Origin of the sequence: Enterobacter sp. 342 (genome assembly GCF_036663495.1) — a bacterium.
GTDB lineage: Bacteria > Pseudomonadota > Gammaproteobacteria > Enterobacterales > Enterobacteriaceae > Enterobacter.
The window spans coordinates 19,742-34,188 of the sequence record NZ_JAWUEI010000031.1 but is presented as its reverse complement, the minus strand read 5'-3'; the positions used below and the strand labels follow the sequence as shown (position 1 = coordinate 34,188).

Genomic DNA, 14,447 nt, shown 5'->3' with positions numbered 1-14,447 from the left:
ATAACGCGATATGCGAGGCCAACAAGGTATAATTATGGTCAGCACAACTACTCAGTCGTCCGGTGAATACTTGTTGGAAATGAACGGTATCAACAAGTCATTTCCCGGTGTTAAGGCACTCGATAATGTTAATTTAAAAGTTCGTCCTCACTCTATTCATGCTTTGATGGGGGAGAACGGTGCAGGTAAATCAACGTTATTAAAATGTCTTTTTGGGATCTATCAAAAAGATTCTGGCAGCATTCTTTTTCAGGGGAAAGAGATCGATTTCCATTCAGCAAAAGAAGCACTGGAAAACGGTATCTCAATGGTTCACCAGGAATTAAACCTGGTGCTGCAGCGTTCAGTCATGGATAACATGTGGTTGGGGCGTTATCCAACCAAAGGTGTCTTTGTCGATCAGGACAAAATGTACCGCGACACCAAAGCGATTTTCGATGAGCTGGATATTGATATTGATCCGCGCGCCCGTGTAGGGACATTATCTGTATCTCAAATGCAGATGATCGAAATTGCCAAAGCGTTCTCCTATGATGCAAAAATCGTCATCATGGACGAACCAACATCGTCATTAACGGAAAAAGAGGTTAACCACCTTTTTACCATTATTCGTAAACTCAAAGATCGCGGCTGCGGTATTGTGTATATCTCCCATAAAATGGAAGAGATCTTCCAGCTCTGTGATGAGATTACCATTCTGCGTGACGGTCAGTGGATTGCTACTCAGCCTCTCGAAGGGCTGGATATGGACAAGATCATCGCCATGATGGTAGGCCGCTCGCTGAACCAGCGCTTCCCGGACCGTGAGAACAAGCCGGGTGAAGTGATCCTTGAGGTGCGTAACCTGACTTCACTGCGTCAGCCATCCATTCGCGATGTCTCCTTCGACTTGCATAAAGGCGAAATTCTGGGGATCGCAGGGTTGGTCGGTGCCAAACGTACTGATATCGTGGAAACCCTGTTTGGTATCCGTGAGAAAGCGGAAGGCACCATTACGCTCCATGGTAAGAAAATCAACAACCACAACGCGAACGAAGCCATTAATCACGGTTTTGCGCTGGTGACAGAAGAGCGTCGTTCTACCGGTATTTATGCTTATCTGGATATTAACTTTAACTCGTTAATTTCTAACATTCGCAACTATAAAAACAAAGTTGGTCTGCTGGATAACTCCCGCATGAAAAGCGATACCCAGTGGGTAATTGACTCCATGCGTGTTAAAACACCTGGCCACCGCACACAAATTGGTTCGCTTTCGGGCGGTAACCAGCAGAAAGTTATTATCGGTCGTTGGTTATTAACTCAGCCAGAAATTCTGATGCTGGATGAACCGACCCGCGGTATTGACGTTGGTGCGAAATTCGAAATTTATCAGCTGATTGCTGAACTGGCGAAAAAGAATAAAGGGATCATTATTATTTCTTCCGAAATGCCGGAATTGTTAGGGATCACAGACCGTATTCTGGTTATGAGCAATGGTCTCGTTGCCGGTATTGTTGACACCAAAACGACAACGCAAAACGAAATTTTGCGTTTAGCGTCTTTGCACCTTTAAGATCAGGGGCTCCTCATGAGTGCGTTAAATAAAAAAAGTTTTCTCACTTACCTGAAAGAAGGCGGTATTTACGTTGTTCTTTTAGTCCTGCTGGCTATCATTATTTTCCAGGACCCTACGTTCTTAAGTCTGCTGAACCTGAGTAACATTCTGACCCAGTCATCCGTGCGTATTATCATCGCGTTGGGCGTGGCAGGGTTGATTGTGACCCAGGGTACTGACCTTTCCGCAGGGCGTCAGGTTGGCCTTGCGGCGGTTATTGCAGCCACCCTGTTGCAGTCGATGGAAAACGCCAACAAGGTGTTCCCGGAAATGGCAACCATGCCGATTTTCGTGGTGATCCTGATTGTCTGTGCCATTGGCGCGGTGATTGGTCTGATTAACGGCATCATTATCGCTTATCTGAACGTGACGCCATTCATCACCACGTTAGGTACGATGATCATCGTTTACGGTATCAACTCCCTGTACTACGACTTCGTCGGTGCGTCTCCAATTTCTGGTTTCGACAGCGGCTTCTCGACCTTTACGCAAGGGTTTATCGCGCTAGGCAGCTTCCGCCTGTCGTATATCACCTTCTATGCGCTGATTGCGGTGGCCTTCGTCTGGATCCTGTGGAACAAAACCCGTTTCGGTAAGAACATCTTCGCTATCGGTGGTAACCCGGAAGCGGCGAAAGTCTCCGGCGTAAACGTTGCTCTGAACCTGCTCATCATCTATGCCCTGTCAGGTGTGTTCTACGCCTTCGGTGGGATGCTGGAAGCGGGCCGTATCGGCTCTGCAACCAACAACCTCGGTTTCATGTATGAGCTGGATGCGATCGCTGCCTGTGTGGTGGGTGGCGTCTCCTTCAGCGGCGGTGTGGGTACTGTGCTCGGCGTGGTGACCGGTGTGATTATCTTCACCGTGATCAACTACGGTCTGACCTACATCGGTGTGAACCCTTACTGGCAGTACATCATCAAAGGCGCCATCATCATCTTCGCGGTTGCACTGGATTCCCTGAAGTACGCACGTAAAAAATAATGGCTTCCTGCTTCATCCGGCCCGCTCTTTGAGCGGGCTTTTTTATTCCTCACGCCAGATTCGACTCTTCTTTGGTCACGATGCTCTCAAACCAGTCGAGTTCAGCAAGCTTGCAGGCGATCCACTGTTCGGAAAAAGCCTCGCCCAGGCTGTTGGTGAGATACTGACAGCGGGCAAATGTCTCAATGGCTTCCTGCTGAAACAGCGGCAGAACTGGGTCATCCTGCTGCGGTTCTGGTAAATCTTCTTCGTCGATGTTTTCCAGCCCGTACAGCATCCCGCTCAGGATGGTGGCTGCCACCAGATACGGATTCGCATCGGCCCCGGCCAGTCGATACTCAATACGACGGTTGTTCTCATCCGAGCAGGGAATGCGCAGTGCAGCGGAGCGGGTGTTATAACCCCAGGAGTTAAATAAGGGTTCTGTCAGGTTTTTACGCAGTCGGCGGAACGCGTTGACGCCCGGAGCAATCACGGCGATGGAGGCAGGCATTAATGCAAGCTGGCCCGCGATGCATAAACGCATCATGCTATTAAGCTCATTCCCTGGTGAGGCAAAGACGTTTTTGCCGTGGCTATCGTTCAGACTGAAGTGGAAATGCAGGCCGCTGCCGGACTGCTGACTGAACGGTTTTGCCATAAAACTGGCCTGCAGGCCATGCTGTTCAGCCACGTATCGGGTCAGACGTCGTAGTGCCAGCACGTTATCACACACTTCGACGACACGATGGCTATGCTTCAGGTTTAACTCGAACTGGCCGGATTCAGCTTCGGCCACGATCCCGGTCAGAGGAATGCGTTGAAGTTGAGCCAGCTGTTCCAGCTCGCCAAACAGCGCTGCGTGTGCTGTCGAGGTATCCATATGAAAGCAGCCCTGATTCTGTGGATCCAGTGTTTCTCTGCCCGTCAGGTAGAACTCAATTTCCGGGGCAATCACCGGGAATAGCCCGTGCTGGTGGAAACGGGCCAGGACATTCTGCAGTATCACCCGTGGTTCAAACGGGCAGGGCTGGCCGTCGCTGTCTTTCATCGTCAGCAGGATCTGCGCGTTGTGCTGTGGATCTTGCGCAGAAGGGCACAGGGAACCGGCGACGGGGACGCACAACCGGTCTGGCTCATCATGAAGCGGGGTGGAAATTTTGCCTTTCTGGCCCATGGAATAGACGGAGAGAGGAAAGTAACAGCCTTTTTCCAGTGTCAGCATGCTTTCCACTGAGAGCCGCTTACCGCGCATAATGCCATTGATATCGTTCAGGTAAACATCAATATGTTTTGTTTGCGGATAACACTCCAGATAATCCGTGACCTCCATCGGGATACTATGCTGCATCGCCTCAATTTTTTCATCCAGCCAGAGGCCTGAATTGAGCGCCGTCGGGAGAGATAAGCCCGGGAAGTTAAAATACGGACGGAGACTTTTCAGGAAAAACGCGTTCATGATTGAGTTCATAGTCATTCTTCAATGAAGCCATAGCGGCAGTGAACTCAGCGTAAAAGAGCCAGCGTAAAGGCGGGATAAAAAGCGTCAGGCCCGGCGTAAAGAAAGTATAAAGGTGATGCTATTTTTTCTCTTTCTTCTGCATATCAAGCAGTTGTTCAGGTGTGACGGCCGGGTAACCCTGCGCATCTTCCGGCACTTCATGCATCGCCGGGATCGGCACCAGCGGGCCTAAAAAACGCGGTTCGCGTTTGAAAATGTACAGGTCTGCCAGCGCGCCAAAACGGGCACCAAACTCGCGAACACGCACGCTCAGCATATCTTTTGGTGACGGTACCGCGTAGCACTGCGCCTGTATGCCCATATGCAGGGCGATAAACAGCGCGCGCTCGCAGTGGAAGCGCTGGGTGATGATGATGAAGTCGTTGGTATCGAAGACTTTACGCGTGCGCACGATGGAGTCCAGGGTGCGGAACCCGGCGTAATCGAGCACGATATCTGCAGGGTCGACGCCAGCGGCGATCAAATCCTTACGCATCGTCACCGGTTCGTTATAGCTTTGCAGGGCATTATCACCGCTTAACAGCAGGTAATTCACTTTGCCACTGTTGTAGGCGTTCAGTGCGCCCTGAATTCGGTAACGGTAGTACTGATTGATCACACCGGTGCGGTAATACTTGGCCGTACCGAGTACCACGCCCACCTGGCGGTAGGGCAGGTCCTGCAGGTCATCAAAGATATAGGGGGCGGTTTTCCAGCTCATCCAGCGATCGAGGCCCAGCACGATCAACAGCAGTATGCCGACCAGGACAGACAGGCTGTAAAAAACGCGCTTTAACATGCAGATGGCTCGTTCCGAAGGTGAAATTTAACTCAGGCTACTTTACCCGCCTGGTTAGCGCAAGAAACAGCGACTCAACTGAGGGGTTTTTCAGCAACGTGGCGGGCATTTCTGCCCGCCGGAAGGATTACGCGAGCAGTACGCGGTCGATTGTTGTGCAGCCCAGCGCTTTTAACGTGGCAGCGGTGGCATCCCACTGAATCAGTGGCGCATCGGCAATTTCTGCCAGAATGACGCGCTGAATATCCGGATAGTCATAGCCATTCAGGCTCAGCAGGTTGAGTGCGCCCTGCAGCGGTGGCAGCGTTGGGTTAAAGGCGGCGTTTTCGGCATAGCTGCCGCTAAAGATACGACCATCCCGACACTGCAGTGCGACACCGCTAGGAGATTTGCTGTATGGCGTGTGACTTTTGTTGGCCGCGCGAATGGCTGCCTGAGCCAGGTCATCACCGGACAGGGCAAAACCGTGGTCTTGTTCGTCCATCAGCAGTGTTTTGATCTCAAGATCTTTCGGGCCAAAGGCATCAGGCAGGTAATCCCCCAGCGTATGCGGTGCACGGCCAGGCAGGTTAATGCGCAGTTGCAGCCCGCTGTTCAGCTCATTCATAAACTGACGGCAGTGACCACACGGCGTGTAGTTAACGGTGATGGCATTCAGCGCTTTTTCACCGCGCAGCCATGCATGGCTGATGGCGCTCTGCTCAGCGTGAACAGTCTGTTGCATGGTCGCGCCCAGAAACTCCATATTTCCGCCGAAGTACCATGTCCCGCTGATGCCGCGCGCAATGGCCCCGACGTTGAAGTGGGAGAGGTCAGCACGCGCACAGGCGGCGGCCAGTGGCAGCAGAGCAAAAGCCAGCGCGTCTTCGTCCAGTCCCGTTGCCTGTTTCAGCATCGTGACCTGCTCCGCCGTCAGCAGGGCGGGGAAATGCTCATCCGCCAGAATCGGGGTCAGAGCGGTTTGCAAATTCTCGGCAAGCTGGGCGAAAGCAGCTTGAAAACGTGGATGCATTGCGTTTGCCTCATAAAGGTTAATGGATCGGTAGTTTACGGAGCCGTTGGGGCTTTATATGTGATCCAGTTCTCAATATGTATGCAACTTATGAAATCAAAATGAAATTTGCGCGACGCATCGCAAATTTTAGCCCATTACCGCCAGAATCAGCGGGAAAATGAACGGGGCCAGCAGGGAGGTGATGATCCCGCAGATGACCAGCGCCAGTGAGCTAAACGCCCCTTCCTGATAATCCAGTTCTGCACAGCGGGCTGTCCCTAGTGCGTGCGAGGCGGTGCCCATCGACAGCCCACGTGCAGCTTTCGTATGAATACGCATCGCGTTCAGCAGGGTGTGGCCAAACACAGCACCCAAAATACCAACGAAAATCACACACATGGCGCTGATGGCTGGAATCCCTCCGAGGCTACCGCCCACCGCCATCGCAATTGGCGTGGTGACGGATTTTGGCAGGATGGAGGCCGCGATTTGTGGGGAAGCTCCCATCAACAGCGCTACCGACGTCCCGGTGATCATTGCCACCAGACTGCCCACAAAGCAGATCGTTATGATGGACTTCCAGCGAGCGCGGATCTGGTGAAGTTGCTCATATAAAGGAAAGGCGAGTGCCACAACGGCAGGCTGTAGCAAATCATTCAAAATTTTGCTGCCGGCAAAGTAGCGTTCGTAAGGAATGCCGGTGAGCAGCAGGAATGGAATAATCACCACCATGGCCACCAGCAGTGGATTCAGCAGCGGCATTTTGAAACGTGCGGCAAGTTTGCGTGCGGCGAAAAACACCACCAGGGTTAACGGTAGCGACCACCAGATATTGGCTATCATTTTTTTGTTTTCTCCCCGACAACTTTACGTTCACCATGCACCAGATGAGAGCTCCAGCTCACGACCAGGAATACCACCAGCGTACTGACCGCACAGGAGACAACGATCGGACCGAACTGGGCTTTAAGCAAATCAAAATACTGCATGACCCCGACTCCGATAGGCACGAAAAGCAGCGCCATATAGCGAATAAGGACGAAGCAGCCAGGGTTGACCCACTTTGCGGGTAGAATTTGCAACGCCAGTAAAACAAACAGGATTAGCATACCGATAATGCTACCGGGGATCGTGATAGGCAGCAGCGACGCGATGAAAATCCCGGCATACAGGCAGGCATAAATCAGGACGAATGCACGCAGATATTGCCAGATAATGTTCAATGATTTGCTCATGGAGAGAGTCCTTGCTGAAACGCATTCATCATACAATTAAACCTGAAAATGTGCCATGGATCACATCATGAATTTTGAGCATACCAGACATTCCAGAATGGAACGTCGGGCTTTCCACATACATACAGAGCAGATACTATAGCGCGTCTTTTTTCACAGGTACTGATATGCGTGTTTTACTGGCCCCAATGGAAGGTGTGCTCGACTCTCTCGTGCGCGAGCTTCTGACCGAGGTGAACGACTACGATCTCTGCGTGACGGAGTTTCTGCGCGTGGTCGATATGTTGTTGCCAGTAAAATCCTTCTACCGACTTTGCCCCGAGCTGTACAACCAGAGCCGTACCTCCTCCGGTACGCTGGTACGTATTCAGTTGCTCGGTCAGTACCCTGAATGGCTGGCGGAAAACGCTGCCCGCGCGGTCGAGCTCGGGTCTTACGGGGTGGATCTCAACTGCGGCTGTCCGTCGAAGCTGGTGAACGGCAGCGGCGGTGGGGCGACACTGCTGAAAGATCCAGAACTCATTTACCGTGGTGCGAAGGCGATGCGTGAAGCTGTGCCTGGGCATTTACCGGTGACGGTAAAGGTGCGTCTGGGCTGGGACAGCGACGCCAGGCAGTTTGAAATTGCCGATGCCGTACAGCAGGCCGGTGCTACGGAGCTGGTGGTGCATGGCCGCACGAAAGAAGATGGCTACAAAGCCGATCGTATCAACTGGCAGGCCATTGGTGAGATCCGTAAAAGGCTGACTATTCCGGTTATCGCCAACGGCGAAATCTGGGATTACGAGAGCGCGCAGGCGTGTCTGAAAGAGACGGGCTGCAATGCGGTGATGATTGGCCGCGGGGCGCTTAACGTACCTAACCTCAGCCGGGTGGTAAAATATAACGAACCGCGAATGCCGTGGGCAGACGTCGTCACGCTGCTGCAAAAATACAGTCGTCTGGAAAAACAGGGTGACACCGGGCTATATCATGTCGCGCGAATTAAACAGTGGCTGAGCTATTTGCGCAAAGAATATAGCGAGGCAACTTCTCTCTTTATGGAAATTCGGACATTAAGCAATTCTACCGATATTTGTTTTACTATTGATAATTATAGTTAATCATTGTCAATCTGTTTATTTGTTTATTTGTTTATTTGTTTATTTGTTTATTTGTTTATTTGTTTATTTGTTTATTTATTTATTTATTTATTTATTTATTTATTTGTTTGTTTGTTTGTTTTTAAGTAACCCAGTAGAGTTCCAATTTATAGAAGGGAGTGAGAAGTAATTTAAAGAATAAGAGGGAGCTTCTGCCCCCTCTTACTGTTAATTTTATATTAGCTTCTCACCATTTTCTTTCCATCTTTTTCTAACTAAAGATTCAAATTTTATATCTTTGAGGTCTAGTTTATCTGCATGTTCTAATATTATAACTTGAGGCATAAACCCAGATTTTTCTTTGATGTAATTTAAAATGGTTACAATAGTGTTAAATATATTTTCCACTTGTTTTAGATCTGAATCTTTCTCTTTTTGATTATTAAACCCGGAAGGGAAATAAACTTGACTTGGTTGATCTAAAAAAAGGAAGGTTGGAATACATGATTTTTCCTCTGTAGCCAGTAAATATAAAATAGATAAAAATAAAGATAAATGACAAGCTAACCAATTTGCACCACTTCCCATTTCATGTAGCCTAATCTCTTGGTCTCCCAATTTATGATAAAAATCGAAAGACTGAAGAGAAAAATGAAGATTTGCTGGTTTTAACTCTTCTTCAAAATCGAGTTGATTACAAATTTGCGTCATTATAGAGTTTAATCTTTTCTCATATGTGTGATATTTTTCTGCAAGATTGTATGTTGCAATATCCTTTTCTAGTCTTTCTATTCTAGATCTTAATTCTTTTGTTGAGTCATCTGAGTTTATTATTTCATTGTTATTTAAATAAACAGAAATTAGAGTGCTTACTTGTCCGCGCATGAAGTTTGCTTTCTCGCGGAAACTTTTTGATTTGGCTAATTCTAATTTATTTTTCTCAAAAGCTTTAATTTTTCCATTTAATATTCGTAAGTTTTTCTTTATATCGTCACGTTGTTTAATAAGATTTTCCATTTCAGTGGTAATATCTTCGTGGAAAATTTGAAGTTTTGAAAGATCTTGCACTAAAGCTGTTTGATGTTGAATTAGAGACTCTAATTCCGTAGATAATACAGTTTGCTTGCTTTCACAAAGGGGGCATTTCAATATGTCTGGTGAAGAAATATCAAATGTTTTTCTTATTTTATTCAGCTCAGTTGCATGCTCAACAGAGATTGCATTACATAACTCTAATTTAGATATTTTTTCATTAACACTTGCTAGTTCAAGATTATAATTATCTTGAGCTTTTATATAATCTCTGTACAAACTTTCTGTTTGCCCTGAGCCATATGCCATATCTGGTACTGAGGGAAGATCAGTTGCAATCTTTAATATTTGGTCATAGTTTAAGTCCTCAGTTAATTTATAATCAATAAATGCTAAGTAATTTTCAATTAGATCCTTTAAAGTTTTTTTCTTTTGATCATACGTGGCTTTATAATTTCTTTCTAACTTCTCTTGAGTTCTGAGTTTTTTATATGTGTCATCAAGTTCACGAATTAATCTGTAATAATTTCCATCTACCCAGCCAAGAAATATTGGTAATTCCTTAATTGTTCTATCTCGTTTGATAAAATCATGGAATCGATAAAATAGAGCATGTTTATTGGCAATTAAATTCTGATGTTGGAATAATAAAGAAACAGCATTTCTAATAGAGGCCTTTCCATGATGGAAACTATTTTCATCGTCTCTTAAATTAGATACAGATAATCCGAGATAACTTTCAAATTTTTTCTGAGCTTCTTTCATTGATACAGCGGGTATTTTTTCAAAATACCTTAAACTTAATGGTGATATTTTTGTAATATCAACTTCTTGTCTAATGTATGCTTTGGAACTCATTCCTGTCTTAAATGCAGGTCTACCGATAACAATGAAGCTTTTATCTAATTGAAATACAATTGAATAGAAATCCGAAAAGGATGTTATTATTCCTTTCGGGATACTGGAAGTTTTGGAAAATAAACAATAGTCAACTATTTCTAACAATGCACTTTTACCAGTTTTAGAATCTCCAGTTATAACATTCACACCATCCGTGAATTCGACAAATCTATGCTCACCATTATTATTGAATATATTTATAGATTTAATAATAGCTTTCATTTAGATTGCTCCAAATTTGATAATGATATCTAATGAGTCTTCTTTTGCCAACATTGCGCCAAGGTTATATGCAGCCTTATAATGTTTCTTTTTATACTCATCATTTTCTGTAATGGATTTTATTGGTTCATGAAGAGTAATGTGACTGTTTATGGATAATTTACCTAATGATGATAATATAATAATGGCTTTTTTAGTAACTGGTTTATAATGTTCAATATTCCATTTTGACTTAAAATATGAGCTTTGCAAGTTACTATTAGTTAATAGTTTACTCATGTTTGATTTAATGTTGCCTTTCGAGAGATGTTCTAAAGCATTCTCATCGAGCAAAATAGGAATTGCAAGGAAGATTAATTCAAATTCTAATCCATCTTTTTTTATTCTTTGCGCACCACTTAAAAAACTTTCGAGTAAAGAAGCGATCCATAAAGGAGAGTGTAATAATGCAATAAGATCAATCGGTTTCATTCTTCTTTACCTCAAAATGCCATGAGAAATTTTTCTGCTCAACATGAGAATGAACTCTTCCCTTCTGGTAATATTTTTCCATGGAATGTACATTCCGTATTTGTTTCGTTTCTAACAGCAAACAGTCTGAGTACATAATTTTTGATTGATTTGTTACATTAATCGGGGTACTCATTAATTGCAAACTATTGATATGTTTTAATTTTAATAAATCGAGATCTTGTAATAAATCATCTTCAAAATCTTCAAGATGATTTACCAAAGTTGAATGCAACCTAAGAAGTTTTAGTAAGCTTTTTTCTGAGCGAAGATAATCTATTACTGCATCAGTTATCATCTTTTCGCCAAGCTCTATAGATTCTAGTTCCTTAACGAAATAGTAATTATTTGATTTTTCCTCTATGACATCTGTTTTAGACACTACTGGAAATGGATAATCTTTCTGAACATAAGGCATCGAAAAACCTATCATTTCTCTTATGAACTCATTATATTCTATATGCCACATATCTGAGTTTTTGATTGCTTTTAATGATATAAAACCCAACATTCTTTCTATGAAGGATTCCTTGTGAATGTCAGGGATTAATTTAAAAGCATCATGTGATTTAAGTTCCTCAAGCTTATCCATTATGTTTGGCTGCGATGATATTATATTTATTTTATCAAGAAGAGATAAAATCTCTTCATCACTTCGTAGTAATAATTCATTATGATATTTCTGTATTGTTTGGGTAGGTATGACTTTCTTTAATCGTTCTTTTTTTATCTTTGATGATAAATTATTCCAATCGAAAAATATTGACTCTTCTTTAATGTCTGAAGTTGTTAATAATTCAAATCGTGTGAAGCCTGAATAAACTGCATGCTCAGACATTAAGTTATATAATGTCTTCCAAAAGTCTCTGTGTGTATCATTAAGAAATGTATCAGACATATGATGTTTAACTTCAGTACTAGTTCCATTATGAGCTACATCACCAAAGCATTCGATCCAAATAATATCATTCTCTTTTCCACTCAAGCATCTTTCTAAAGCTATAAATTTCTGGTATTCGAAACCCAATATGTTTGAGGTGGCATTATTAGATACTCCTGACATGATTACCTCCCTGATATATAAATGAAGTCTACTATAACTCCTATATAGAGTAACTTGTAAACAAAAATTTTAATACTGTGTGAATATACAGGAAAATGTTGTTTCGATATGTTTTTTTAAGAAATGACATTACTGGATATTCATTTTATTTGAAATGGTTAACTTTGTTAATTAATTGTTGATTTGACTTATCATCTTTATGCAGCGCTTCTTCCGCGACAGCGGGATTCAGCTTGAGGTAACGGATGACGACCGCGAGGCGCTGAAATCGACCGTCGATTTTATCTCGTTCAGCTACTACATGACGGGCTGCGTCACCGTGGATGAGGCCCTCAACCAGCAGGCGCGCGGCAACATCCTGAGCATGGTGCCTAACCCGCATCTGGCAAGTTCTGAATGGGGCTGGCAGATTGACCCCATCGGCCTGAGTACCCTGTTAAACGTGCTCTGGGATCGCTATCAGAAGCCATTGTTTATCGTGGAAAATGGCCTCGGGGCGAAGGATAAACCGGATGCGAACGGCGTGGTGCAGGATGACCATCGCATCAGCTACCTTAACGACCACCTGGTGCAGGTGCGTGAGGCAATTGATGACGGCGTTGAGGTGATGGGGTATACCAACTGGGGGCCAATCGACCTGGTGAGCGCGTCTAAAGCTGAACTCTCCAAGCGCTACGGCTTTATTTACGTCGATCGCGATGACAGCGGTAACGGCACGCTGGCGCGCAGCCGTAAGAAAAGTTTCTACTGGTATAAAGAGGTTATTGCGACGAAAGGAGCTTCGCTGAAAGTCTGATATCAGGAACGTTGCCCGGCGCAGAGCCGGGCAAATAGATCAGAAAATCATCTTGAATACGCCGGTAACCACTAAGAGCCCTATCAGAAATATAATTAAAATAACCCAAAGTAATATTTTCATTCCTTTCTCCCGCTCATGTATGTCCTGAATAAGTGTAGCAGCGTATTTATATTTGGCGTGAATGCATTGAATTTAATTATTCTCTTTGGGAATAAATTTCCGGGTATTAAAATGTATGACAATTTGTGGATTGCCACGCGTTACTAAAAAAAAGAGCGACATCGAGCGTAACGTGCGCCTTTATTTTTTGAGTGTATGGCGTCATGAAACGTTCTCTTATTTTATCTCTGAGTGCTCCCTTCGCTTTTATTCTGGCAGCCTGTGCGCCTGAACATGTCACGGTATCTCCCCTTAAAACGCAAACCGCTGTGGCGTCGGTGAATACGGTTCTGAATCATCAGGACTGGCCGAAAAATGAGTGGTGGAAAGCGTATAACGATCCCCAGCTTAACGGGCTGATTGCAAAAGCGTTGAGCGATGCGCCGGATATGCAGATTGCCCGCCAGCGTATTACGCTTGCCGAAGCTCAGGCAAAAGCCACAATGGCTGCCGACGGTCCGCAAATTGATTTTTCAGCTGATGCAGAACGCCAGAAAATGTCTGCTGAAGGGCTCATGGGACCCTTTGCGATTACCGACCCGGCGGCAGGTACTACCGGGCCGTGGTACACCAACGGCACCTTTGGGCTGACCGCGGGCTGGGATCTCGATCTGTGGGGGAAAAATCGCGCGCAGGTTGAAGCCCGTATAGGCCGAGTGAATGCGCAAAAAGCGGAGCTGGAGCAAACCCGACAGCTGCTGGCCAGCAGCGTGGCCCGGCTCTACTGGGAGTGGCAAACTCAGGCCGCTATGCAGGATGTCCTCGTCCAGATCAAACATGAACAGGACAATATTATTGGCGCCGACCGCGAATTGTATCAGCACGGGATCACCTCTTCTGTGGAAGGGGTCGAAACGGATATCAACGCCAGCAAAACCGAAGAGAACCTGGCAGAAGTTAACGGGAAGATGAAAGCCGTTGAGGCGCGCCTGGTTGCGCTAACGAATTCCTCCACTGTAACGCTTTCGCGGCATGCACTGCCAACGGTCGATGCCTCGCTACCGTCGACGCTGGGGTATGAACTATTGGCGCGTCGACCGGATCTGCAGGAGGCGCACTGGTATATCGACGCTTCTATGAGCGAAGTGGAGGCGGCCAGAGCGGCTTTTTATCCTGATGTGAATCTGATGGCGTTCTTACAGCAGGATGCGCTCCACCTGAGCGATCTGTTTCGCTCTTCAGCGCAGCAGATGGGGGTGACAGCGGGGCTGACACTGCCGATTTTCGACAGCGGTAGACTGAATGCGAACCTTGATATTGCCCAGGCGCAAAATAATCTCTCGGTCGCCAGTTACAACAAAGCGGTAGTGGAGGCAGTTAATCAGGTGGCACGTACAGCCAGTGAAGTCGAAACCCTGATGGTGAAAAATCGTCAACAGCAGCAGGTCGAAAATGATGCGGCGCGGGTTGTGGCTCTGGCGCAGGCACGGTTTAGTGAGGGTATCATTGCGGGCTCACGGGTCAGTGAAGCCAGAATACCGGCACTCAAAGAACACCTCGCCGGGTTGATGCTGAAAGGTCAGTATATTGACGCCACGCTGCAGCTGACGTCGGCACTGGGTGGTGGCTATCATCATAGCTGAAAGGGGTC

Annotated in this window: 13 protein-coding genes and 1 pseudogene; 5 read left to right on the top strand and 9 right to left on the bottom strand. The window is 46.0% G+C overall.

Annotated features, from left to right (window positions below):
• The first annotated feature begins 34 nt into the window (after positions 1-34).
• Entirely contained in the window at positions 35-1,555 is a 1,521-nt protein-coding gene (gene mglA, locus V6E55_RS20130) for a galactose/methyl galactoside ABC transporter ATP-binding protein MglA (protein ID WP_114977712.1), read from the top strand.
• A 15-nt stretch (positions 1,556-1,570) separates the two neighbouring features.
• Positions 1,571-2,581, top strand: coding sequence for a galactose/methyl galactoside ABC transporter permease MglC (gene mglC, locus V6E55_RS20125; protein WP_008500921.1), 1,011 nt, complete (start codon positions 1,571-1,573; stop codon positions 2,579-2,581).
• A 49-nt stretch (positions 2,582-2,630) separates the two neighbouring features.
• Here mglC and V6E55_RS20120 read toward each other — a convergent pair whose 3' ends face one another.
• From V6E55_RS20120 to V6E55_RS20100, 5 genes are all read right to left on the bottom strand, one after another.
• On the bottom strand, positions 2,631-4,019 hold the full coding sequence (locus V6E55_RS20120) for a glutamine synthetase family protein (RefSeq protein ID WP_316943775.1): 1,389 nt from the start codon (positions 4,017-4,019) through the stop codon (positions 2,631-2,633).
• Between the two features lie 121 nt (positions 4,020-4,140).
• Complete coding sequence (gene sanA / locus V6E55_RS20115; RefSeq protein WP_014884561.1) at positions 4,141-4,860, bottom strand: outer membrane permeability protein SanA; 720 nt, start codon at positions 4,858-4,860, stop codon at positions 4,141-4,143.
• Positions 4,861-4,987: 127 nt separating this feature from the next.
• A complete protein-coding gene (gene cdd, locus V6E55_RS20110; RefSeq protein WP_316943768.1) occupies positions 4,988-5,872 on the bottom strand; it encodes a cytidine deaminase in 885 nt (294 codons plus the stop codon).
• 129 nt (positions 5,873-6,001) lie between these two features.
• Positions 6,002-6,697, bottom strand: coding sequence for a CidB/LrgB family autolysis modulator (locus V6E55_RS20105; RefSeq protein WP_025756257.1), 696 nt, complete (start codon positions 6,695-6,697; stop codon positions 6,002-6,004).
• Entirely contained in the window at positions 6,694-7,089 is a 396-nt protein-coding gene (locus V6E55_RS20100) for a CidA/LrgA family protein (RefSeq protein WP_049008205.1), read from the bottom strand. The genes V6E55_RS20105 and V6E55_RS20100 overlap by 4 nt, the downstream gene beginning before the upstream one ends.
• Before the next feature lie 167 nt (positions 7,090-7,256).
• Between V6E55_RS20100 and dusC the strand changes: the two genes are divergently transcribed.
• Positions 7,257-8,192 (top strand): tRNA dihydrouridine(16) synthase DusC, encoded by a 936-nt coding sequence (gene dusC, locus V6E55_RS20095; RefSeq protein WP_316943767.1) that lies wholly within the window; start codon positions 7,257-7,259, stop codon positions 8,190-8,192.
• A gap of 213 nt (positions 8,193-8,405) precedes the next feature.
• Here dusC and V6E55_RS20090 read toward each other — a convergent pair whose 3' ends face one another.
• The 3 genes from V6E55_RS20090 to V6E55_RS20080 are packed head-to-tail and all read right to left on the bottom strand — an operon-like array spanning position 8,406 to position 11,898.
• Positions 8,406-10,325: a DUF3732 domain-containing protein gene (locus tag V6E55_RS20090; protein ID WP_316943766.1), complete on the bottom strand. Its 1,920-nt coding sequence runs from the start codon at positions 10,323-10,325 to the stop codon at positions 8,406-8,408.
• Positions 10,326-10,796, bottom strand: a complete 471-nt coding sequence (locus V6E55_RS20085; RefSeq protein WP_316943765.1) for a three component ABC system middle component — start codon at positions 10,794-10,796, stop codon at positions 10,326-10,328. It abuts the gene before it with no gap.
• A complete protein-coding gene (locus V6E55_RS20080; protein WP_316943764.1) occupies positions 10,783-11,898 on the bottom strand; it encodes an ABC-three component system protein in 1,116 nt (371 codons plus the stop codon). The genes V6E55_RS20085 and V6E55_RS20080 overlap by 14 nt, the downstream gene beginning before the upstream one ends.
• Positions 11,899-12,094: 196 nt before the next feature.
• Between V6E55_RS20080 and V6E55_RS20075 the strand changes: the two are divergent.
• Positions 12,095-12,694, top strand: a pseudogene (locus V6E55_RS20075) (family 1 glycosylhydrolase); the annotation flags it as partial.
• A gap of 39 nt (positions 12,695-12,733) precedes the next feature.
• Here V6E55_RS20075 and yohP read toward each other — a convergent pair.
• A complete protein-coding gene (gene yohP, locus V6E55_RS25895) occupies positions 12,734-12,817 on the bottom strand; it encodes a small membrane protein YohP (protein ID WP_015572324.1) in 84 nt (27 codons plus the stop codon).
• A gap of 203 nt (positions 12,818-13,020) precedes the next feature.
• On the opposite strand from yohP, the gene mdtQ reads away from it, so the two are divergent.
• Positions 13,021-14,439 carry a multidrug resistance outer membrane protein MdtQ gene (gene mdtQ, locus V6E55_RS20070; RefSeq protein WP_316943763.1) on the top strand — a complete coding sequence of 473 codons (1,419 nt, stop codon included), beginning with the start codon at positions 13,021-13,023 and terminating at the stop codon, positions 14,437-14,439.
• Positions 14,440-14,447 lie beyond the last annotated feature (8 nt).

What these genes read in the sequence shown, in the direction of transcription:
- mglA (WP_114977712.1), top strand. Translation starts at nt 35, where the DNA reads ATGGTCAGCACAACTACTCAGTCGTCCGGTGAATACTTGTTGGAAATG.
- mglC (WP_008500921.1), top strand. Translation starts at nt 1,571, where the DNA reads ATGAGTGCGTTAAATAAAAAAAGTTTTCTCACTTACCTGAAAGAAGGC.
- V6E55_RS20120 (WP_316943775.1), bottom strand. Translation starts at nt 4,019, where the DNA reads ATGAACGCGTTTTTCCTGAAAAGTCTCCGTCCGTATTTTAACTTCCCG.
- sanA (WP_014884561.1), bottom strand. Translation starts at nt 4,860, where the DNA reads ATGTTAAAGCGCGTTTTTTACAGCCTGTCTGTCCTGGTCGGCATACTG.
- cdd (WP_316943768.1), bottom strand. Translation starts at nt 5,872, where the DNA reads ATGCATCCACGTTTTCAAGCTGCTTTCGCCCAGCTTGCCGAGAATTTG.
- V6E55_RS20105 (WP_025756257.1), bottom strand. Translation starts at nt 6,697, where the DNA reads ATGATAGCCAATATCTGGTGGTCGCTACCGTTAACCCTGGTGGTGTTT.
- V6E55_RS20100 (WP_049008205.1), bottom strand. Translation starts at nt 7,089, where the DNA reads ATGAGCAAATCATTGAACATTATCTGGCAATATCTGCGTGCATTCGTC.
- dusC (WP_316943767.1), top strand. Translation starts at nt 7,257, where the DNA reads ATGCGTGTTTTACTGGCCCCAATGGAAGGTGTGCTCGACTCTCTCGTG.
- V6E55_RS20090 (WP_316943766.1), bottom strand. Translation starts at nt 10,325, where the DNA reads ATGAAAGCTATTATTAAATCTATAAATATATTCAATAATAATGGTGAG.
- V6E55_RS20085 (WP_316943765.1), bottom strand. Translation starts at nt 10,796, where the DNA reads ATGAAACCGATTGATCTTATTGCATTATTACACTCTCCTTTATGGATC.
- V6E55_RS20080 (WP_316943764.1), bottom strand. Translation starts at nt 11,898, where the DNA reads ATGTCAGGAGTATCTAATAATGCCACCTCAAACATATTGGGTTTCGAA.
- yohP (WP_015572324.1), bottom strand. Translation starts at nt 12,817, where the DNA reads ATGAAAATATTACTTTGGGTTATTTTAATTATATTTCTGATAGGGCTC.
- mdtQ (WP_316943763.1), top strand. Translation starts at nt 13,021, where the DNA reads ATGAAACGTTCTCTTATTTTATCTCTGAGTGCTCCCTTCGCTTTTATT.